17 protein-coding genes and 1 pseudogene are annotated in these 19,807 nt (G+C 59.5%); 9 read left to right on the forward strand and 9 right to left on the reverse strand.

Annotated features, from left to right (window positions below; translation table 11 throughout):
- Positions 1-38 precede the first annotated feature (38 nt).
- Positions 39-881, reverse strand: a complete 843-nt coding sequence (locus BLU28_RS16520; protein WP_004441545.1) for a cell envelope integrity EipB family protein — start codon at positions 879-881, stop codon at positions 39-41.
- Positions 882-997: 116 nt separating this feature from the next.
- On the opposite strand from BLU28_RS16520, the gene BLU28_RS16525 reads away from it, so the two are divergent.
- Genes BLU28_RS16525 through BLU28_RS16540 form a run of 4 tightly spaced genes read left to right on the forward strand, consistent with a single transcriptional unit; the run spans position 998 to position 3,849 of the window.
- The gene (locus BLU28_RS16525; protein ID WP_004441543.1) at positions 998-1,468 is read left to right on the forward strand and encodes a RidA family protein; all 471 of its coding nucleotides are present in this window, start codon (positions 998-1,000) and stop codon (positions 1,466-1,468) included.
- The gene (locus BLU28_RS16530) at positions 1,465-2,205 is read left to right on the forward strand and encodes a glycerophosphodiester phosphodiesterase (RefSeq protein ID WP_045534114.1); all 741 of its coding nucleotides are present in this window, start codon (positions 1,465-1,467) and stop codon (positions 2,203-2,205) included. The genes BLU28_RS16525 and BLU28_RS16530 overlap by 4 nt, the downstream gene beginning before the upstream one ends.
- On the forward strand, positions 2,202-3,395 hold the full coding sequence (locus BLU28_RS16535) for a GNAT family N-acetyltransferase (protein WP_077987094.1): 1,194 nt from the start codon (positions 2,202-2,204) through the stop codon (positions 3,393-3,395). Before BLU28_RS16530 ends, BLU28_RS16535 begins: the two co-directional genes overlap by 4 nt.
- A 22-nt stretch (positions 3,396-3,417) precedes the next feature.
- Positions 3,418-3,849 (forward strand): HIT family protein, encoded by a 432-nt coding sequence (locus tag BLU28_RS16540; protein WP_077987093.1) that lies wholly within the window; start codon positions 3,418-3,420, stop codon positions 3,847-3,849.
- Positions 3,850-4,025: 176 nt separating this feature from the next.
- Here BLU28_RS16540 and BLU28_RS16545 read toward each other — a convergent pair.
- Positions 4,026-4,868, reverse strand: a pseudogene (locus BLU28_RS16545) (urea carboxylase-associated family protein).
- A 118-nt stretch (positions 4,869-4,986) separates the two neighbouring features.
- Here BLU28_RS16545 and BLU28_RS16550 point away from each other — a divergent pair.
- Positions 4,987-5,865, forward strand: a complete 879-nt coding sequence (locus tag BLU28_RS16550) for a LysR family transcriptional regulator (protein ID WP_077987092.1) — start codon at positions 4,987-4,989, stop codon at positions 5,863-5,865.
- Here the strand turns inward: BLU28_RS16550 and BLU28_RS16555 are convergent.
- The 6 genes from BLU28_RS16555 to cckA form a co-directional block, all read right to left on the reverse strand.
- Positions 5,849-6,799, reverse strand: coding sequence for a phosphatase PAP2 family protein (locus BLU28_RS16555; RefSeq protein ID WP_077987091.1), 951 nt, complete (start codon positions 6,797-6,799; stop codon positions 5,849-5,851). The two genes, BLU28_RS16550 and BLU28_RS16555, sit on opposite strands and share 17 nt — an antisense overlap.
- A gap of 55 nt (positions 6,800-6,854) precedes the next feature.
- Positions 6,855-7,199: an AzlD domain-containing protein gene (locus BLU28_RS16560; RefSeq protein ID WP_167497135.1), complete on the reverse strand. Its 345-nt coding sequence runs from the start codon at positions 7,197-7,199 to the stop codon at positions 6,855-6,857.
- Positions 7,196-7,954 (reverse strand): AzlC family ABC transporter permease, encoded by a 759-nt coding sequence (locus tag BLU28_RS16565; protein ID WP_077987090.1) that lies wholly within the window; start codon positions 7,952-7,954, stop codon positions 7,196-7,198. Before BLU28_RS16565 ends, BLU28_RS16560 begins: the two co-directional genes overlap by 4 nt.
- Positions 7,955-8,119: 165 nt before the next feature.
- The gene (gene clpA, locus BLU28_RS16570; RefSeq protein ID WP_004441518.1) at positions 8,120-10,627 is read right to left on the reverse strand and encodes an ATP-dependent Clp protease ATP-binding subunit ClpA; all 2,508 of its coding nucleotides are present in this window, start codon (positions 10,625-10,627) and stop codon (positions 8,120-8,122) included.
- Positions 10,628-10,637: 10 nt separating this feature from the next.
- Positions 10,638-10,994: an ATP-dependent Clp protease adapter ClpS gene (clpS, locus tag BLU28_RS16575; RefSeq protein ID WP_003502541.1), complete on the reverse strand. Its 357-nt coding sequence runs from the start codon at positions 10,992-10,994 to the stop codon at positions 10,638-10,640.
- Positions 10,995-11,278: 284 nt separating this feature from the next.
- On the reverse strand, positions 11,279-13,867 hold the full coding sequence (gene cckA / locus BLU28_RS16580) for a cell cycle histidine kinase CckA (RefSeq protein WP_077987089.1): 2,589 nt from the start codon (positions 13,865-13,867) through the stop codon (positions 11,279-11,281).
- 659 nt (positions 13,868-14,526) lie between these two features.
- Here cckA and BLU28_RS16590 point away from each other — a divergent pair.
- Positions 14,527-15,774, forward strand: a complete 1,248-nt coding sequence (locus tag BLU28_RS16590; RefSeq protein ID WP_168247125.1) for a flagellar biosynthetic protein FliO — start codon at positions 14,527-14,529, stop codon at positions 15,772-15,774.
- 103 nt (positions 15,775-15,877) lie between these two features.
- Here the strand turns inward: BLU28_RS16590 and dksA are convergent, their stop codons facing one another.
- Positions 15,878-16,297 (reverse strand): RNA polymerase-binding protein DksA, encoded by a 420-nt coding sequence (dksA, locus tag BLU28_RS16595; protein WP_004441503.1) that lies wholly within the window; start codon positions 16,295-16,297, stop codon positions 15,878-15,880.
- A 302-nt stretch (positions 16,298-16,599) separates the two neighbouring features.
- On the opposite strand from dksA, the gene BLU28_RS16600 reads away from it, so the two are divergent.
- The 3 genes from BLU28_RS16600 to BLU28_RS16610 all read left to right on the forward strand — a co-directional run bounded on the left by BLU28_RS16600 (position 16,600) and on the right by BLU28_RS16610 (position 19,758).
- Positions 16,600-17,076, forward strand: a complete 477-nt coding sequence (locus BLU28_RS16600) for a SixA phosphatase family protein (protein WP_044458792.1) — start codon at positions 16,600-16,602, stop codon at positions 17,074-17,076.
- Between the two features lie 127 nt (positions 17,077-17,203).
- The gene (locus BLU28_RS16605; RefSeq protein ID WP_004441498.1) at positions 17,204-18,682 is read left to right on the forward strand and encodes a YcjX family GTP-binding protein; all 1,479 of its coding nucleotides are present in this window, start codon (positions 17,204-17,206) and stop codon (positions 18,680-18,682) included.
- Positions 18,679-19,758: a YcjF family protein gene (locus BLU28_RS16610; protein WP_004441496.1), complete on the forward strand. Its 1,080-nt coding sequence runs from the start codon at positions 18,679-18,681 to the stop codon at positions 19,756-19,758. Before BLU28_RS16605 ends, BLU28_RS16610 begins: the two co-directional genes overlap by 4 nt.
- Positions 19,759-19,807: the final 49 nt, after the last annotated feature.

A 19,807-nucleotide genomic window follows, 5' to 3' on the forward strand; every position in this document is an offset into this window, starting at 1 on the left:
AAGCGTTTATGCGAAAAAACCGCGCAAATGGCCCCGTTTCAGCGCACGGGCTTGTTTTCGCAGGTTTCGGGCTTGAGAATATCAAGCTTCGCAAGCTTTCCCGTCAGAACGAAATCACCGTAATCCATGGTGAGATCGCGGGTGATTCCGTTTTCATAAAGCTTGAACGACATGCGGTAGATCGGCAAAGCGTCGGTGCCGGTCTTGTCGTTGTAATAGGCGATGGTCACCGGCCAGAAGGCGGCCTTGGCGAAATCGCCCGCCTTGCCGGCATCCGCGTCCCCGTCCTTCGGTGTCTGCGCCTTGCCGACCAGCGTCGAGGTGATCAGGCTTTCATCACCATCATCCGACCCATCGAAAATACGGGATTCGAAAATGCGCTTTCCCTGCTTCGCGTGCTCGATGACCTGAAACATGTGTTGTGTCGGGAACTCACTTGCGACCAGACTGACCTGGCGGGCATCCGGACGGGTCAGGTCGACCTTCACGCCATCGCTGCTATCGGTTGCCGCCCCCTGCACTTCCTTGTCCAGCTTGTCATCGGTGTAGGACTTGGTCTCGAAGGTGAATTTCTTGGCGGCAATGTCTTCGAACGTCGTCGTCTGCTGATCCGTCATCCGCACGGCATCGCCCGTGTTGATCTGCGTTACGAAACGGAAATCGGTCTTGTAACCCTGGCAGGCGGAGCCGGTGAACTCATAGACCATGCGACCAGTCATGCCTTCGATGCCGGAGCGATCGGACGCATCCTTGAGTTCGAGGTCGTAGACGGCGCGATGTGCAATGAGATCGGGAACCGCGACGGGCAAGGCGCTGGCGGCGTTCGACAGGCCGGTCATAAGCCCTGTTGCGGCAACGAAACCAAGCGTCCTGACAAACATGCAATATCTCCTGTTGGACTCACCGCTCATATTGTACAAGCAACCGCCCGGCTTTTGGATCAACATCTTCTGAATGCCGGATTCTTGAAGGATTTACAACAAAACCGGAGACGAAAATGTCGGACGTCATCGAAGGCCGCCTCAAGGAACTAGGCTTTACGCTTCCTGTTGCGGCAGCACCAGCCGCAAACTACGTTCCGTTCACCATCAGCGGCAATCTGCTTTATGTATCGGGTCAACTGCCGATGGAATCGGGCAAGATTGCGGTGACGGGCCTCGTTGGCCGCGATGTCGACGTGGCAGGCGCCCAGCGCGCAGCCGAACTTTGCGCCGTGAACATCCTCGCACAGGTCAAGGCCGCCTTGAATGGCGATCTGTCGAAAGTCCGCCGCGTCATCAAGCTGAACGGCTTTGTGGCTTCCGTTCCCGAGTTCGTTGAGCAACATCTCGTCATCAACGGTGCATCGAACCTCATCGCCAATGTTCTCGGCGAAGCCGGCAAACATGCCCGCGCCGCCGTCGGCATGGCCGCCCTGCCCTTCAATGCATCGGTCGAAATCGACGCCATCGTGGAAATCGACGTATGACACTGAAACTTTCCTGGCTGACGGCCCAGCCCGTCGCCCATCGCGGTTATCATGATCTCAACAAGGCGGTCTGGGAAAACACGCTCTCCGCCTTTTCCCGCGCCGTCGAGGCCGGTTTTGCGATCGAATGCGACGTTCAGCTGGCGGCCGACAGTGTGCCGGTGGTTTTCCATGATCACGATCTGGAAAGGCTGACCGGCATCAAGGGCGATGTGCGTGAACGCACCTCGGCGGAGCTGGCAATGCTTTCCGTCGGCCAAACCAAGGATCGCGTTCCGAGCCTCAAGCAGCTTCTGGCTCTCGTGGCCGGCAAGGTGCCGCTGGTTATTGAGCTGAAGGGCCGCGAGGGCGAAGGCGTCGATGACGGCTTTGCCGAAGCGGTGCTGGAAGACCTCGAGGGCTATAACGGCCACGTGGCGCTGATGAGCTTCGACCACCATCTGCTGAAGGACCTGAAGGCTGCGGGCTCGCCCTGGCCTCTTGGGCTGACGGCCGAAGGCGACAAGCCGGAGGACTTCTTCAGACATGACGAAGCCATGCAGTTGGGGCTCGATTTCATCTCCTATCATTGGGGTCACCTGCCCAACAGCTTCATCGAAGCGCAAAGAAAACTCGGGCTTCCGGTGATTACTTGGACGGTCAGGGATGAAAATGCGCGCGAGACGACCTATAAATATGCGGACCAGATGACATTCGAAGGTTTCGACCCGAGAGAGAACCCGTCCACCACGGCATGACAGAAGATTATTCCATCAGCATTGCGCAGTCCTTCGCGGACATCGATCCGGAGAGCTGGAAACGGCTTTCCGGAACATCGCGCGATGCATCAGGAAAATCTTACAACCCGTTCATATCGCATGAATTCCTGTCTTCTATGGAAGACTCTGGCTCGGCGACCGCCAAGACTGGCTGGCTGGGGCACCACCTGCTGCTGGAAAACGCTGCAGGCACCCTCATTGGCGCCGTTCCTGCCTACCTGAAAAACCACAGCAAGGGCGAATACGTCTTCGATCACGGCTGGGCAGATGCCTTCGAGCGGGCTGGCGGGCATTATTATCCGAAATTGCAATGCTCGGTGCCCTTTACCCCGGCGACGGGCCCGCGGCTGCTGGTTGCCAACGGCGAAGATGTCGGACGATTCAAGACGCTACTTGCTTCCGGTCTCGCACAAGTGACCGAGAAGATCGGCGTTTCCTCGGCTCACGTCACGTTTCTGCAAGAGGATGACCTATCCGCTCTTCTGCCAGGCGATTTCCTGCATCGTACGGACCAGCAATTCCATTTCATCAATGACGGTTATCGCGATCACAACGATTTCCTCGATGCGCTGTCATCACGCAAGCGCAAGGGGCTCAAGAAGGAACGCCGATCAGCGCTGGAACACGGCATCGAGATCGACTGGCTGACGGGTTCCGACCTGACGGAGGACATCTGGGACCAGTTTTTCGCCTTCTACATGGATACCGGCAGCCGTAAATGGGGCCGGCCCTATCTGACCCGGGAATTTTATTCGCTGATCGGCGAGCGAATGGCCGATGACGTGCTGCTGGTCATGGCGAAACGCGAGGGGCGCTATATTGCCGGTGCGATCAACTTTATCGGCTCGGACGCGCTTTACGGCCGCCACTGGGGCTGCATCGAGGATCATCCTTTTCTGCATTTCGAGGTCTGCTACCATCAGGCGATCGATTTTGCGCTGTCCAAGGGTTTGAAACGAGTGGAAGCCGGTGCGCAGGGCGAACACAAGCTGGCGCGCGGCTACGTGCCGGTCACCACCCATTCGGCGCATTTCATCGTCCACCCGGGCCTGCGCCGCGCCATTGCCGATTATCTTCAGCGGGAGCGCGAAGAGGTCGAGCATATCGGCGATTACCTTGATGAACACACGCCTTTCCGCAAGGGCGAAAGACAGGAACCGGACGCATAGTCCGACATACGGAGAGAGCAGAATGACGGCCAGCGCCTATGACGACAACAATATCTTCGCAAAAATCCTGCGCGGCGAAATTCCGAGCCATAAGCTTTACGAGGACGAGCATACTCTGGCCTTCATGGATGTGATGCCCCAGGCCCCGGGCCATCTCCTCGTCGTTCCCAAGACCGGCTCCCGCAACCTGCTCGACGCCGATCCCGAAGTGCTGGCGAAAACCATTCCGGTGGTGCAAAAACTCGCAGTCGCGGCAAAAGAAGCCTTCGATGCGGACGGCGTTTTCATCGCCCAGTTCAACGAACCGGCCGCTGGCCAGACCGTTTTCCACCTGCACTTCCACGTTATTCCACGCAAGGAAGGCGAGCCGCTGAAGTCGCACTCGGGCGTGATGGCCGATGGTGACGTGCTGAAGGCCCATGCGGAGAAGATAAAGGCGGCGTTGGCTTCTTGAGGCGTGCCAAGACGCCCAGGCGTTGGGCAGTACCTCGGCATCCGCATCCCGTCACCCCGGACTGGATCCGGGGTCCAGTGCGATCAAGTCTTTGATCGCAAAAGACTCCTCACGGCGCAGAAGCGCCGTGGCTGGATGCCGGATCTGGTCCGGCATGACGACAGTGATGTTTGCCATCACTCCACAGGGCGATAGGCATTCCTTTCCGGCCACGGCCAGCCCTCAAGCACCGCCGTATCAGGCCGGAATATCTCCACCTTCAGCGGGTAACAGGCAGCCGCGTCGCTTGAATGGGCCGAGCCGCAATCGCCACCCGGGCAGGCGGAGAGCGCGCCAATGAGATCGATTTCCGCAAAGAGTTCCAGATAGTCACCTGGCCGCACGGGGCTCGCCTTCATGAAATATTGGTGCGTGTCGCGGGTAAAACCCGTGCACATGAAGACATTCAGCACATCATGCACATGCGGTTCCGCTTGCCGGAACGACAGCCCCCTGGCGGAGGCCAGCGCATTGGTCAGGTTGGAATGGCAGCAATGGTGGTAGTCACCGCCGCTGAGCAGCTTGTTGGTATAGGGATCACAACGGGTGCCGATCACGTCATGCACGCCGCCGCCATCCTCATCCCAGCCATACCATGACAGCGTATCATGGGTGATGGTCGCCATAGGCCGCAGGGACGGCAGGTTGCTTCACAACCGGTTGCCGACAGAAACATGGGTGGCATGCAGCGCGCGGGTCTTGCCGCTGAAAAACCGTTCATTCAGATCATGCGCATTCCAGAGGTTCAAATCCCCCACCTGCGGGCCTTCGATACTGACGATGCGGAAAAAATGGCCCTTCGGAACATTGAAGGTTCGGCCGTCACGCGGCGGCACGATAACCTCATCGATCTTTTCCATGCTCCCGCGTGCTTTTTCCAAAAGCGCAAGGTCGGGAGTCTCAAGTGTGCCGTTCGGGTAAACGACGACAGGCGAAATGGCGCGGCGCGCGGCGGCGTCTTCGGGTTCGGCAACAGGCATTCGGGGCATGAAATCCTCTGAGCGATGAAATGTAAGGGCGAAATTGCGGTACGAATGCCCGGCTGACAAGATGGGTTCTTCTTGCGCTCAGACCAAGTTTTACTTACCCTTGTTTCTCATGATGTTGCCTCCGCTTGCCACTCTCCGCGCCTTCGAGGCGGCCGCCAGGAAAGGCAGTTTTGCCCTGGCCGCCCTTGAACTCGGCATGACGGCGACCGCCGTCAGCCAGCATATACGCAATCTCGAGGCATGGCTTGGTGTTGCACTCTTCGAACGGCATGCCAGGGGCGTGACGCTGACGCCAGCCGGGAAGGATTTCGGCGGCACGGTTTCCTCAAGCCTCAGGCAGATCGCTTCCGGCGCAGAACGCATTCGCGGCCGTCGCGATCGCATCACGGTCCGTCTCGCCAGCCTGCCTTCAGTCATTGCGCATTTTCTGACGCCGCGGCTTCCGCGTTTCCGGGCGATGCATCCCGATATTCAAGTGTCCATCAGCTATCTCGGCGCCAGGCAGGCCGTGCCGGCCGATCTCATCATAGAGCATGGCGTGTCTGCCGGGCCAAATGCCGTGGCGCTTTTCAGCGCCGAGACACGCCCCACCTGCGCTCCCGGTTACGCCGCCCAATTCGGTCCATTCAGCGCGGTTGCCAGCCTGTTGCAGGCGGAATTGCTGCATGACGATAGCGAAATGGCCTGGCGGGCCTGGTTTGCCGCCGCCGGCACGGTCCCGCCGCATAGCACCGGCCCGATTTTCGCGGATTTCAATCTTCTCGTAACAGCGCTGAAGGCCGGCCAGGGCGTCGGTCTCTGTCCGACAGAACTTCTGCGCGACGAGATTGCGAAAGGCGAACTGACCGTTCTCTTCGAGCGCGCCGCCGACAAGGACAAATATTACTGGCTGGTGGAAACGGCGGAAATGAGTACATCGGCTAGGCTTCTGGTGAACTGGCTGTTGGCAGAAGCACGCGAAGCCGGGGCGACTATTTCGCCACCATGACCTGACCGGCCGCCTCGGCCGTCCTTTCCATGCGCTCTTTTGCCGACAACCATTGGAGCAACCGGCCCGAGAAGGCGCAGATGATGGCAAAAGCGACGAGACCGCCAAAAACATCCGAGAGGTGATGCCCGCCCTGCACGAGCACGGCCGGCAGCATCAACAGGTTAAGCGGCAGTATGACGAGCATCGCCCACCAGTGCCTTGGTGCGAACCAGACAGACATTGCCGCCATGAAGATGTGGAACGACGGAAAACCGATAAGTCCCAGGACGCTTTTAGGGGAAAGGTAGCCAACTCCCTGCGTCGCAAGACGGTTCAGTTCCTGCCCATACTCATTGCCCACCGCCAGAGGAATTGCCTGGGAGACCCATTGGGGCAGCTCCATATAGGCAGATGGTCCGAATGTCGGGAAAAATATCCAGAAAACAATGCTCGCAAAAGCGCCCAGCACCCCGGTAACGAGGAAATGATGCAGCACCCGGTTCTTGCCCGTAAAGCCCAGAGTGAGGACAATCAATAGAAGCTGGGGAAGTGATGTCGCATAAACGAAGAACAGGATTGTCCCGATCCACGGATGCGTTGCCGCCCAGATGACAATGTCCTTCCAACTATAGCCAAATGCCGCGTCCACAGCGAAGAGCGCATTATCGATCGTCGGGAACGCAATTGGCAGGAACATATAGTTGAAGATGGAGGCCGCGAGCGTGAAGAGGATAAAAAGCCCTCCCGACATGAGGGCGGCGGCGATACGGTCATCGCGCCCGCTTCTGCGATAGAATTGACCGAGAAGAAAGACGCCGGCACCCGCGAATACACACAGGAAGTACCCGGCATAATCCACGCTGATGCCCCTTGCTGCAATCAAGGCTGCATCAACGACAAATAATAAAGCGATAAAGCCAACGACGAAACGTTCCGCTGCAAATAATCGCATGGCGCTGGATCCCTGTTTTGATCGCGCAGTCTAAACAGGGAATTTTAATACCAGGTTAGAAACCCAGCGCGAAAAGTCCGCCTGCCAGGAGCACGATCGGCACCGCGACGCCGACGATGACGCGTTGGCCGGCGGCCAGAAAGGCAATAAAGCCGAGTGCAGCCGCGCCGATGCGCAGCCATAGGGGCGTGGTTTCCAGCGTTCCGGTCGGAAACACGATCAGCTTGGCGGTGACCGCCATGACGAGTGACGTGGCAACCGCCCTCACCCAATAAAGCGCCTCGGAATCCTCTTTCAACCGGTTACCGGCGAGAACACCGAGCCAGCGCCAGAGATCGGTCGCCAGCCAGCCTGCGATTGCGATGAAGAGATAGGGTGCCCACCAATGGTCGTTCATCATGGTTCACTCTCCGGTGAGGCCGGTTTCATCCTGCGGCGGAATATGAGGCGATCGATTGCATAAGCCACCGTGCCTCCACCGATACCGGCATAAAGGATGTCGAATTCGGGCGCGAGGACCGCAAAGGCCGGACCGGCGATGACGCCGATGACAAAGGCGACCTTGACGACGGAGTGGCGCGCGGAAGCCCAGATGGACGCGATGAAATAAACCGGCGTCAGGAAGAACAGGACACCAGCAACCAGCGGCGGAAACGCGGCGACGACACCGTAACACAGGCCAACGATGATGGCATTGACGACGGTGAGCGTGATGCCAAACCCGGCAAACCAGGCAGCGCGGGCCTCCCGCGGCACCTTTGAAAGGTTCTGTGTTGCAAAGACCCACGCCGTAATCGCAACGAAATGCGAAAGGAACAGTAAAATCCAGGTCGGCGTCTTCGCGCCGCGCATTTCGGGAACGATGGAGGCCACCATCGGCATCATACGGACCGATGACAATGTCACCGCCAGAAAACAGGCGGCAAGATTGGCGCCGCCGACCATGGAGCCGATCAGGATCATCTTGGCGGGCAATGCCCAGATGAACAGCGTCATGAACACGGCTTCACCGCGGGCTACGCCCGATTCCAGTGCAAAAGCGCTGAAACCGACGAAGGACGTCATGAGAATAAGGGAGGGCAACGAGAAAATGCCCTGCATCCCCCTGAAAAACCAGCCGCGCAATGGGATGGTGTCGCTATCGGCATTTTGCATTGCGAACCCACTCGTGCATGTCGTCTGAAATGCCGTGGCATCGCGGCAACGTCATACAGACGGAGAAATGAAGACTTGCCGCCGATTCCATTAAAGAGCGGCACGCTTCATGCATAAAAATGCCGGGCTTTCGCCCGGCATCTGTTTATCGATCAAAGACCGCGGTCACTTCTTCTTCGGTACCTTCGGTACGGCGTTGGCCTTGCGCCGCGGCTTTTCGGCATCGTCGGACTTGTCAGCTTCGGCGACGAGGACATCCGCCTCTTCCTTCGCTTTAGCAGCCTTGGAAGATGTTTTCGCCTTTGCCTTGCCCGGGGACTTCGCCGCCTTGAGTTCGGCTTCCGGCTGCGGCTTGACGGGTGCGGTCTCCGGCAGAACCTCGAGTATGAGGCCATCGGCACCGTCATCCTTCTTGCCGACGGTGACGCTGACGACGCCGCCCTTCTTCAGCTTGCCAAAGAGAATTTCATTGGCGAGCGGCTTCTTGATGTTCTCCTGAATCACACGAGACAGAGGCCGAGCGCCCATCTTCTCGTCGTAACCCTTCTCCGCCAGCCAGGAGATCGCATCTTCATGCAGATCGAAGGTGACGTTGCGCTCGGAGAGCTGGGTTTCCAGCTGCATGACGAACTTCTGCACGACCTTGTGGATAACGGCGGTCGGCAGCGGCGAGAACGGAATGATCGCATCCAGACGGTTGCGGAACTCCGGCGTGAACAGGCGGTTGATCGCCTCTTCATCTTCACCAGTGCGGCGCGAAGAACCGAAACCGATGGCGGATTTCGCCATTTCGGACGCACCCGCATTCGTCGTCATGATAAGGATGACGTTGCGGAAGTCGATCTTCTTGCCGTTATGGTCGGTCAACGAGCCGTGGTCCATCACCTGCAACAGGATGTTGTAGATGTCAGGATGCGCCTTTTCGATTTCGTCCAGCAGCACCACGGAATGCGGATGCTGATCGACGCCATCGGTCAGGAGACCACCCTGATCGAAGCCGACATAGCCGGGAGGCGCACCAAGCAGGCGCGACACGGTATGACGTTCCATGTACTCCGACATGTCGAAGCGCAGCATCTCGACGCCGAGCGAGGCGGCAAGCTGCTTGGCCACTTCCGTCTTGCCCACGCCTGTCGGGCCCGAGAAGACATAGGAGCCAATCGGCTTGTTCGGTTCGCGCAGACCGGCACGGGCCAGCTTGATGGCCGTGGCAAGCGCCTCGATGGCGATGTCCTGACCATAAACGACGGAGCGCAGTTCCTTTTCGAGGTTGGCGAGAACCATCTCGTCATCCTTGGACACCGTCTTCGCGGGAATACGAGCCATCGTCGCGATGGTGGCCTCGATTTCCCGTTCGGTGATCAGCTTGCGACGCTTGGAAACGGGCAGCAGCATCTGCGCTGCACCGGTTTCGTCAATCACGTCGATCGCCTTGTCCGGCAACTTGCGGTCCGAGATATAGCGGGCCGACAGTTCAACGGCAGCCTTGATCGCCTCATTGGAATATCTGAGGTGATGGTAATCCTCGAAATAGGGCTTCAGGCCCTTCATGATCGCGATGGCGTCATCAATCGACGGCTCATTGACATCGATTTTCTGGAAACGACGCACGAGCGCACGATCCTTCTCGAAGAACTGGCGATATTCCTTGTAGGTGGTCGAACCGATGCAGCGGATTGCACCCGACGAAAGCGCAGGCTTCAGCAGGTTAGACGCATCCATCGCGCCGCCGGAGGTCGCGCCCGCACCGATGACGGTGTGGATTTCATCGATGAACAGGACCGCGCCCGGGTACTCTTCGAGTTCCTTGACGACCTGCTTCAGACGCTCTTCGAAATCACCGCGATAACGGGTGCCCGCCAGCAGCGTGCCCATGTCGAGCGAAAAGATCGTGTCATTGGCGAGCGCCTCCGGCACTTTGCCTTCCACGATCCGCTTGGCAAGCCCTTCGGCAATCGCCGTCTTGCCGACGCCCGGATCGCCCACATAAAGCGGGTTGTTCTTGGAGCGGCGGCAGAGGATCTGGATGGTGCGGTTGACCTCGTCGTGACGGCCGATCAACGGGTCGATCTTACCGTTTTTCGCCTTTTCATTGAGGTTGACGCAGTAGGCCTTCAAAGCATCCTGCTGCTTCTTGGCGGACGATCCGTCCTCCTCGGGATTGCTGCGGTTCGGCTTGTTTTCGCTTTCCGGTTCGTCAGCGCCACGCGGCGTGCGCGTCTGGGACGTGCCGGGGCGCTTGCCGATACCGTGAGAGATGTAGTTGACCGCATCGTAACGGGTCATTTCCTGTTCCTGCAGGAAATAGGCAGCATGGCTCTCGCGCTCGGCGAAAATCGCCACAAGCACGTTTGCGCCGGTCACTTCCTCGCGGCCGGATGACTGAACATGGATCACGGCGCGCTGAATGACGCGCTGGAAGCCGGATGTGGGTTTGGAATCCTCGTCGTAACCGGTGACGAGGTTGGTCAATTCATTGTCGACGTAATCGCTGACAGTCTTGCGAAGGGCATCGAGATCGACGTTGCAGGCGCCCATGACGGCTGCGGCATCCGCGTCGTCGATCAGCGCCAGAAGGAGATGTTCGAGCGTCGCATATTCGTGGTGACGCTCATTTGCAAAGGTCAGTGCCTGGTGCAGCGCCTTCTCGAGACTCGGGGAAAAAGTTGGCACGTTGCGATCCTCATTTCTTTTCCATGACGCACTGCAGCGGATGCTGGTGCTGTCGGGCGAAATCCATGACCTGGCTTACTTTCGTCTCTGCGACCTCATATGTAAACACCCCGCATTCGCCTACGCCGTGCTGGTGCACGTGCAGCATGATGCGGGTTGCCGCTTCACGATCTTTCTGGAAAAACCGTTCCAGAATGTGAATGACGAATTCCATGGGAGTGTAGTCGTCATTCAGTAAAAGAACACGGTACAAATTCGGTCTTTTCGTCTTCGGCTTAACGCGGGTGATAACAGACGTTCCACGGTTGGTACCGCCCCCGTCTTCCCCTTCGCCCTCGCCCTGCATGTAGATCGGCTTAGCGATCATCTTTCATCATTCTCCAAACTGTTCTCAAACCGACAGCTGATTGCCAGGAGGGAGAACTTCGCCTCTCCATATTTAGGTCGTTAAGAAGCGATTTTAAGCCCCTTGCGCGACGGTGCAATCACTATTGCGTTTGCGAAGAGGCAAACCTCGCGAAAAGTGCGGGATATGAGAGGTAACCGAAGTCCGAGAAGACATACCTCGCCCGCACGGGCGCGCCTTCGCGCCAAATGCGGACGGCTGCGACAGGCGACGGCACCGCCGAATTCGGTTCGACGGCGCCGGTCTCACTCCTTGTCGTCGAGCATTTCGCGCACGGCGATGGCAAGCTGCTTCAACGAGAAGGGTTTGGGCAGGAAACCGAACTTGGCATCAGCCGGCAGGTTTTTCGCGAAGGCGTCCTCGGCATAACCTGAAACGAAGATGAATTTCAGGTCTGGATAGGATTTGCGCAGCTCTCTCAGCAGCGACGGGCCGTCCATCTCAGGCATCACGACGTCGGAAACGACGATATCGACCTTGCCTTCCAGTTCCTCCATCACCTCCAGCGCCTCTGTGCCGGAGCCTGCCTCGTGCACGGTGTAGCCGCGCGTTTCCAGCATGCGCTTGCCGCCACGCCGCACCGCCTCTTCGTCCTCCACCAGCAGCACGACGGCGGATTTGCCTGTCAGGTCCAGCGGCTCCTCCTTCACCGGCTCGGCCGCGGCGACCGGCGCAAGCGCCGCCTCGCCTAGCTGCTGTCCAGTGCCGGGAACCGCCTCCACCATGTGGCGCGGCAGGTAGATGCGGAAGGCCGTTCCCTTACCCACTTCCGATTCGGGATAAATATAGCCGCCGGACTGTTTGACGATGCCGTAGACCATCGACAGCCCGAGGCCCGTGCCCTTGCCCACTTCCTTGGTGGTGAAGAACGGTTCGAAAATCTTGTCCATGATCTCCGGCGGGATGCCCGTGCCGTTATCGGCAACTTCCACCATCACCATGTCCTCGGCCGGGAATTCGGGACGGCCGAGCGCGGCGATCTCTTCTGCGTCGACGTTGCGTGTCCTGATAGTGATCTTGCCGCCATCGGGCATGGCGTCGCGTGCATTGACGCAGAGATTGATGAGCACCTGCTCGAACTGCGACAGGTCTGTTTTCACCGGCCACAGGTCCCGGCCATAATCGACCTCCAGCTTGACATTGGTGCCGGAAATCAGCCTGTCCACCAGCATGCGCAGATCGCCGATCACATCCGTCAGGTTGAGGATTGCCGGGCGCATGGTCTGCTTGCGCGAGAATGCCAGAAGCTGGCGCACCAGTACGGCGGCGCGGTTGGCGTTTCGCTTGATCTCCATCAGATCGGCGAAGCTCGGATCGGCCGGACGCGCCTGCAAGAGCAGATGGTCGGACGACAGCAGGATGGCGGTCAACACGTTGTTGAAATCGTGGGCGATGCCGCCTGCGAGCGTGCCCACCGCGTTCATCTTCTGCGTCTGCGCCATCTGGGTTTCGAGCGCCTTCTGCTCGGTCACCTCTATCGCATAGACGATTGCCACCTCTTCCGGCGCCTCGTCGTCCTGGTCGATGACGGCATTGACGTAGAAACGGAAATGCCTCGTCTCGTCGCTCGGATGGCGGGAATCGAAGGGCGCGATATCGCCCTGACGGTCCTTGGCCTCGGCGAGCGCCTGTTCAAGGCGCGGCTTTTCATTGTCGTGAAGGACTGTCTCGAGTGCCACGCCGCGATCAATATCGTCGCGCCCGACAACGCCGGAGAACAGCTTGAGGAAAGGCGCATTGATGCGCAGGATGCGTCCATCGCCGTCAAGCGAGGCAATCGCCATCGGCGTATTGTTGAAAAAGCGCGTGAAGCGCATGGCGGAGGAAGATTCGGTATCCTCCTGCCCCTTGGGCCGCATCAGGACGATGGTACGGCTCTCACCCGGCGCGCCGTCCTTTGCGGTGACCTGGTGGACGAGGCGGGCCGGCATGCTCTGGCCGTTCACCCGGCGCATGTCGAGATCGAGGATTTCGGTGCGCTTTGCTGAACCCTGGGGCTGGACGGATTCGATCAGCGCCATGCCCTCGCCGGCGACGATGTCCGAGACCGTCATCGAGCCTGGCGAAAACTGTGCGAGATCGATGCCGAGCCATTCCGACAGAGTGGCGTTCAGATAAACGATCTCACCCTTGCGACCGGCGGAAAAGAAACCGGCCGGCGCGTGGTCGAGGTAATCGATGGCATTCTGCAATTCGCGGAAAAAGCGCTCCTGATCTTCGCGCTCTGGCGTGATATCGGCAATCTGGAAGACATGCAGCCCCTCGCCGCCCGAATCCTTCAGCACCCTGCCCTTCAGCCTGTACCAGTGTGGCCCCGCATTGGAATCCTCGCCCAGCGGTTTCAGCAGGCGAAATTCTTCGTAGCCGTCGCGGCCTTCGCGCAGCATGTTGATGAGACGGTAAAGAGCCTCCGTCGCTTCCCGGCTGCGCGACAGCAATGTTTCAAGACTCTGGATATCGCTCGCCTTGGTGGTGCCGCTCATCCTGCAATAGGTGGCGTTGGCATAAACCATATGCCCCTTGGCATCTGTTATCAGCGTACCATCGGGGTGGGCAGAGAGAAACCGGCGTGCAAGCCCATCCGATTGCGATTGCGGCATCACCTCAATGAAACCGATGATCGACGACACCAGAAAGAAAATGCCCATCATGGCCAGCACACCAAGAATGCCGAGCACGATTTCGTTTTCGAGAGAATCCTTGAAATAGACAAAGGCGGCGGCAGCGGCGATCAGCACCAGCGCCAGCAGCAGAATGCGCAACACCGTGCCGGAACGGGCACGCCTGTCCACCAGCGGAAGGTCGTTGTCGCTTGTCTCGCGCACCCGTGTCATCTTGGCCTCGCAGTCGTGCAGGTCGTCATTCGAACAGTCCCGCACTCCAGACGGAATCGGGCAGCAGAATTTCTTGTAGCAACTCGCTCGACCCTCAAAAAGCTCCGCAGCGACACAAAGGCTTAAAACGCACAGCGAAAACGGCTTCAAAGCCGCATATCAGCCTCAAAAGACTAATGGCGCGTGCAGGTGAGTTCCCTCACCTGGCATTGGATCCGCGGTGCGGAGCACTCAATCCTGCCGTCACTGATGGTGCAGACCGAACATCCATCGGTAAAGTCCACACACGATGGGTTGTCCCGAACGAACTCATCCATCGTGAAAACCTTGCCTGGGGCCTTATCATCCGCCGCTGCCGAACAGGAAATCAACAGGGCGGCAGTGCAGCGCCTCAGTACGGGTCCGACGAGACGGGATCGAAACATGGCAAGCGCTCCCTTCTATTGGACGAATTGCAACTTTCGCTCTCGCCCAGCATTGAAGGACGAGATGTGGCGCTTTGGTGGCGCCGTTGCCATCGATAAGGCGATGCCCTTGCTGAAATGAATAAACCTTGTGTTGCGCCTAAAAAAATCGTCTTTTCGTGCTTGATGTTCACATTATAAGAACCACGGCAATATTAATTGCCCAAGAAATTAAAAAGCCAAAAATCTGAAGGGATGATCTCCATGATGGAAGATTTTATCGGCACCTATGGAAACCGTCTCATCGTCGCCGTCGTCGGTGTGGGTGTGGCCCTCCTCGTTCTGGCGATTGCTCTGTGGATCCTGCGCAGACGAAGCGGTTCGGCGCCCTTTATCCGCGGCGGCCGCAACCGGCAGCCACGTTTGCAGGTGCTTGACGCCACAGCCGTCGATGCGCGCCGTCGCCTCGTGCTGGTGCGGCGCGACAATGTCGAGCATCTGGTCATGATCGGCGGCCCAACCGATATCGTCATCGAGAGCGGCATAGGCGCGATCCCGATCGTCAGGGATGTGCAGGAGCCGGAACTCAAGGCGCTCCCGCGTCAGGAAAGCGAGCCGAAAAGGACCGAGCCTTCCATCTCACCGGAACGCCGCGCCGTGCTGCCGCAGCAGCAACCGTCTCAAGCCCCTGCGCCCGCTCCGATGGCGGAGGAGCCGGTGAAGCAGCCACAACGGCCGGAACCGCCCGCTCAAGCCCAACGTCCCGCGCCGACAGCAGCGGCAGCACCACCGTCGCCGCGCCCGGCAACGCCACCGCCGCCTGCGTCCCCGCCTCCGACGGCGCGTGAATCCGCCGCGCCGGCAAGACCTGCACCTTCCGAGCGGGAGGCGGCCCGTCCTGCCCCGCCGCCAATACCGGTGACCGTAGCCGCCGCCGGCGCGACCGTTCTGCCCGTCGCCGCCGCGTCACTCCCCATCGCCCCGGAGCGGCCGGAGTTTAAGCGGGCCGAACCCTCGGCACCCGCCCCCGCACCGGTTGCGCCGCCGATCCCGGCCCAGGGACCTATAGAGGCAAAGACGGCAGAGGGCGGGCCTGCGGACGTTGCGCCGCCCGTTTTCGCTGCGCGCGAGCCGGTGATCAATCAATCCATCGCAGCCGATTTTCTCGACGCTGCGCGGGAGCGGGTTCTTCCCGGTATGAGCCCGGCGGCGAGCGCACCGTCTGTCCCGTTCCCACCCAAGCCTGAGAATCCGGCTGTCGCCGCCAATGACACCGAGCCGAAATTTTCAGACGAGCTGGCCAGCGATTTCGAGAGCTTCCTCGAAGCCGAGATCGCCAAAAGCAAGGAAGCCGATAGTGACCCGGCCACTTTCCCCGTAGCGGAAAAGCAGGCAAAACCGCAGCCGGCCACGCCACCAGTCACCGGCGCATCACCGGATGGTGACGTCCAGAAGGAAATGGCACGCATCTTCGGTGAGCTTTCGGTGACCCGCGACCGCTGAAGGGACGAATTTACCCAGCAGAGGCTATTGCATAAAAAAGGGCACGGAAGCGTTTCCGTGCCCTTGTTCTTTTATAGCGTCACCGGTCTGACGCGGCTTAGCCTTATTCGTCGCGGTAGACTTTTTCGCGACGCTCGTGGCGCTCCTGCGCTTCGATGGAGAGGGTCGCAATCGGGCGCGCGTCCAGACGCTTGAGGCCGATGGGCTCGCCTGTTTCCTCGCAATAACCGTAAGTGCCGTCTTCGATCCGCTGAAGGGCTGCATCGATCTTCGATATCAGCTTGCGCTGACGGTCGCGGGCGCGAAGCTCGATCGCCCGGTCTGTTTCGGAAGAGGCCCGATCCGCAAGATCGGGATGGTTGGCGCTTTCTTCGGCGAGATGTCCGAGCGTCTCGCGCGCTTCTCTCAGGATATCGTTTTTCCAGGCTATGAGCTTCGCGCGAAAGTAGGCGCGCTGGCTGGCATTCATGAACTCATCGTCTTCCGAGAGCACATATTTGCTAAGATCGATCTTCTCACTCAACGCGATTCTCCTCGAAGAACATCTCAATGCGGCGGTGTATACTCCAATGATAGTGGCCGGTTCAAGTCTACAGATCAGTTTTCGGGCATTTTTAAAACTGACACAAAAATCATCTAAATGACTAATTTTTATTCTTTATTCGTATTGAAGCGATCTCTTCTTCAATCACTTCAATGCGACTTACCAACAGGAAAGAGGACTTGCGGTCCTGCAACCCAATCCTGTAGCATTCCGCCCGTGCCCTGACATTCGAACGCCGGTCCCCGCCCTTGACAGCATCTTCCCCGAGCCGAGTTTATCTTCTGCGCCACGCCAAGGCCGCCTGGGCGGCGCCGGGAGAACGGGATTTCGACCGGGGATTGAACGAGGCCGGCTTTGCCGAGGCGGAGGTCATTGCCGACCTCGCCGCCGACCGCCGCTACCGGCCCGAAGTCCTCCTGTCTTCCACGGCCGTTCGCTGCCGGCAGACAACGGAGGCCTGGCAAAGGGCCTTCAATGAAGGCATAGACATCTTCTATGTCGATGAGATGTATAATGCGCGCAGCGAAACCTATCTCTCCCTTGTCGCCGCTCAGACGGAGGCGCAGTCAGTGATGCTGGTGGGCCATAACCCCACCATGGAGGCAACGCTGGAAGCGATGATAGGCGAGGACCTGCTGCATGCAGCCCTGCCCTCGGGTTTTCCGACATCGGGCCTCGCGGTTCTGGATCACGACGGCGGTGCCAGCAACGGCAGAGACCGCTGGCGGCTGATCGATTTCCTCGCACCGGGCAAATAATCGCTTCGGCGCGCGATGAATTGCGGAAAGAAGGCGCGCTGAAAATCCGCTGGCGCGCTTCTTTTTTGGGCAACCGTATCTTCCTATATTGCAGCCGTGACCGTTTAACGCAGCCGGGAAATTGCCATTGCCGCCTTCTCTTACGTCCCTGACAGACAGTGCGCTCATTGCGTTCGATAATCTGGCCGACCGCGCGAGTAACCTCACTCACCCCACATTGCGGCTTGGTGTCACCGGCCTTTCGCGGGCGGGCAAGACGGTTTTCATCTCTTCGCTGGTCCACAATCTTCTCAACGGCGGGCGGCTGCCGCTGTTTGAGGCCATGCGCTCCGGACGCGTTTCTAACGTGCGGCTGGAGCCGCAGCCGGACGACGCCATTCCCCGTTTCCAATATGAAGATCACATCCAGGCACTGGTGCGCGACCGGCTTTGGCCGGATTCGACGCGGGCGATCTCAGAACTCAGGATCACGCTGGATTACCAGAGCGCCAGCGGCTGGGGCCGCTGGTTCTCGGCCGGCAAGCTCTCTATCGATATCGTCGATTACCCCGGCGAATGGCTGCTCGACCTGCCGCTTCTGTCGCAGGATTACAGGCAATTCAGCGATACCACAGTCTCGCTGGCCGGAAGCGGGGTCCGCGCCGAGCTGGCACAGGAATGGCTGGCCATCGCCTCTTCGCTCGATATCAACGCGCCCGCCGACGAAATGACGGCCCGACGCTTGGCTGAAAGCTTCGCGGCCTATCTCAAGGCCTGCAAGTCCGACGAGAGATCGCTGTCCACCCTGCCGCCCGGCCGCTTCCTGATGCCCGGCGATCTGGAAGGGTCGCCCGCGCTGACCTTTGCGCCGCTTCCCGGCCTGACGGACGAAAAAGCGCCGAAAGGCTCCCTGCGCGCCATGATGGAGCGGCGCTACGACGCCTACAAGTCGATCGTCGTCAAACCTTTCTTCCGCGAGCATTTCGCCCGCCTCGACCGGCAGATCGTCCTGATCGACACGCTGCAGGCCGTCAATCGCGGTCCGGAAGCCGTTCAGGATCTGGAGCGGGCGCTGGGCGATGTTCTCGCCTGTTTCCGCCCCGGCACCAACAGCCTGCTGTCGTCGCTGATCGGCCGTCGCATCGACAAGGTGCTGATTGCGGCTACGAAGGCCGATCATCTGCATCACGAAAGCCATGACCGGCTGGAGCGCCTGACCCGGCGTCTGGTCGACCGCGCCATCACCACCATCGGAATGAATGGCGCCGGTATCGAAGTCATGGCGCTGGCTTCGGTTCGCGCCACGAGAGAGGCAAGCGTTCGACAGGATGGCCACGAACTGCCCGTCATCGTGGGCACGCCGATGACCGGCGAAACCATCAATGGCGAGACATTTGACGGCAATCGCAAGACAGCGATCTTTCCGGGCGACCTGCCTGACGATCCGGAGCCATTGTTCCGCAGCATAGACCGGGATGGCGACAAGGCGACACTACCTGATGTCAATGTCGTGCGTTTTCGACCGCCCAACATTGACGAGCCGGGCAGCGGCGGCATTCGGCTTTCCGTTCCACATATCAGGCTCGACCGCGCCATGCAGTTCCTGTTCGGAGACAAGCTCGCATGAAAGCTCCCACACAAAACGATCCGCAGACGCGCCGCCCCGCCGCTTTCACGCTCGAGACGGAAGAGACGGCACGACCGTCCGCCACGCAGAAGCGAGCGCCGCGCAGTTTCGATGCGGAGATATCTTTGACGCCAGATGAAGACGATCCGTTTCTGGCACCTGAGGACATAGACGCTGCCGCTCTGCCCGTGGCGATACCGAAGAAAAGCCGCTTCTCCTTCGGCAAGCTGGCGCTGGGTGCTTTGGGTGTCCTGTTCTCGCTTGCCTTCGGGCTCTGGGCGGATCAGCTCATCCGCAATCTGTTTTCCCGCTCCGACTGGCTGGGCTACACGGCAACGATCGCCCTCATCGTGGCGCTTTTTGCGGTTCTCGCCCTCGTCGGCCGCGAAGTCTTCGGCATCATGCGGCTCAATGCCGTACAATCTCTCAAGGCGGATGCCGAGACGGCAAGCCTTGACAAGAGCCCGAAACCCGCCCGCGCCATCGTCACCCGCCTGAATGCCGTCCTTTCCCATCGGGCGGAAACGGCCAAGGGGCGCGCGGCGCTGAAGGAAACGGAAAGCGATGTCATCGACGGCCCGCATCTGATCGAGCTTGCCGAACGTGAACTGCTGGTGCCGCTCGACCGACAGGCGCGGGCGCTGATTCTCAATTCCTCGAAACGAGTCTCGGTTGTCACTGCCGTCAGTCCACGCGCCGTCGTCGATCTCGCTTATGTGCTGTTCGAAGTGACGCGGCTGGTGCGCGCCATGGCAGAGCTTTACGGCGGCCGTCCCGGCACGCTCGGCATGCTGAAACTCCTGCGCGATGTTGTCGCCCATCTCGCCGTCACGGGCTCGATCGCCGTCGGTGACGGGCTCGCTCAACAGGTTCTCGGACACGGCCTTGCTTCGAAACTCTCCGCACGTCTCGGCGAAGGCGTCATCAACGGCCTGATGACGGCGCGAATCGGCATTGCCGCAATGGATCTTTGCCGCCCGCTGCCGTTCAGGGCTGTGAAACGGCCGGGAATCGGCGATTTCATGTCCGACCTCACGCCCGATTTAAGCAGTGGAAAAAGCGGCGAGAAAGCCTGATTGCTCGACTTTGAGCGGTTCAAAAGGTTACGGATGACGCCGCAAATGA

Source organism: Agrobacterium pusense (genome assembly GCF_900102105.1).
In the GTDB taxonomy this organism is placed as follows: Bacteria; Pseudomonadota; Alphaproteobacteria; order Rhizobiales; family Rhizobiaceae; genus Agrobacterium; species Agrobacterium pusense.

Excerpts from the sequence above, each read along its gene's own strand:
- BLU28_RS16520 (WP_004441545.1), bottom strand. The coding sequence starts at position 881 with ATGTTTGTCAGGACGCTTGGTTTCGTTGCCGCAACAGGGCTTATGACC.
- BLU28_RS16525 (WP_004441543.1), top strand. The coding sequence starts at position 998 with ATGTCGGACGTCATCGAAGGCCGCCTCAAGGAACTAGGCTTTACGCTT.
- BLU28_RS16530 (WP_045534114.1), top strand. The coding sequence starts at position 1,465 with ATGACACTGAAACTTTCCTGGCTGACGGCCCAGCCCGTCGCCCATCGC.
- BLU28_RS16535 (WP_077987094.1), top strand. The coding sequence starts at position 2,202 with ATGACAGAAGATTATTCCATCAGCATTGCGCAGTCCTTCGCGGACATC.
- BLU28_RS16540 (WP_077987093.1), top strand. The coding sequence starts at position 3,418 with ATGACGGCCAGCGCCTATGACGACAACAATATCTTCGCAAAAATCCTG.
- BLU28_RS16550 (WP_077987092.1), top strand. The coding sequence starts at position 4,987 with ATGATGTTGCCTCCGCTTGCCACTCTCCGCGCCTTCGAGGCGGCCGCC.
- BLU28_RS16555 (WP_077987091.1), bottom strand. The coding sequence starts at position 6,799 with ATGCGATTATTTGCAGCGGAACGTTTCGTCGTTGGCTTTATCGCTTTA.
- BLU28_RS16560 (WP_167497135.1), bottom strand. The coding sequence starts at position 7,199 with ATGATGAACGACCATTGGTGGGCACCCTATCTCTTCATCGCAATCGCA.
- BLU28_RS16565 (WP_077987090.1), bottom strand. The coding sequence starts at position 7,954 with ATGCAAAATGCCGATAGCGACACCATCCCATTGCGCGGCTGGTTTTTC.
- clpS (WP_003502541.1), bottom strand. The coding sequence starts at position 10,994 with ATGATCGCTAAGCCGATCTACATGCAGGGCGAGGGCGAAGGGGAAGAC.
- cckA (WP_077987089.1), bottom strand. The coding sequence starts at position 13,867 with ATGACACGGGTGCGCGAGACAAGCGACAACGACCTTCCGCTGGTGGAC.
- BLU28_RS16590 (WP_168247125.1), top strand. The coding sequence starts at position 14,527 with ATGATCTCCATGATGGAAGATTTTATCGGCACCTATGGAAACCGTCTC.
- BLU28_RS16610 (WP_004441496.1), top strand. The coding sequence starts at position 18,679 with ATGAAAGCTCCCACACAAAACGATCCGCAGACGCGCCGCCCCGCCGCT.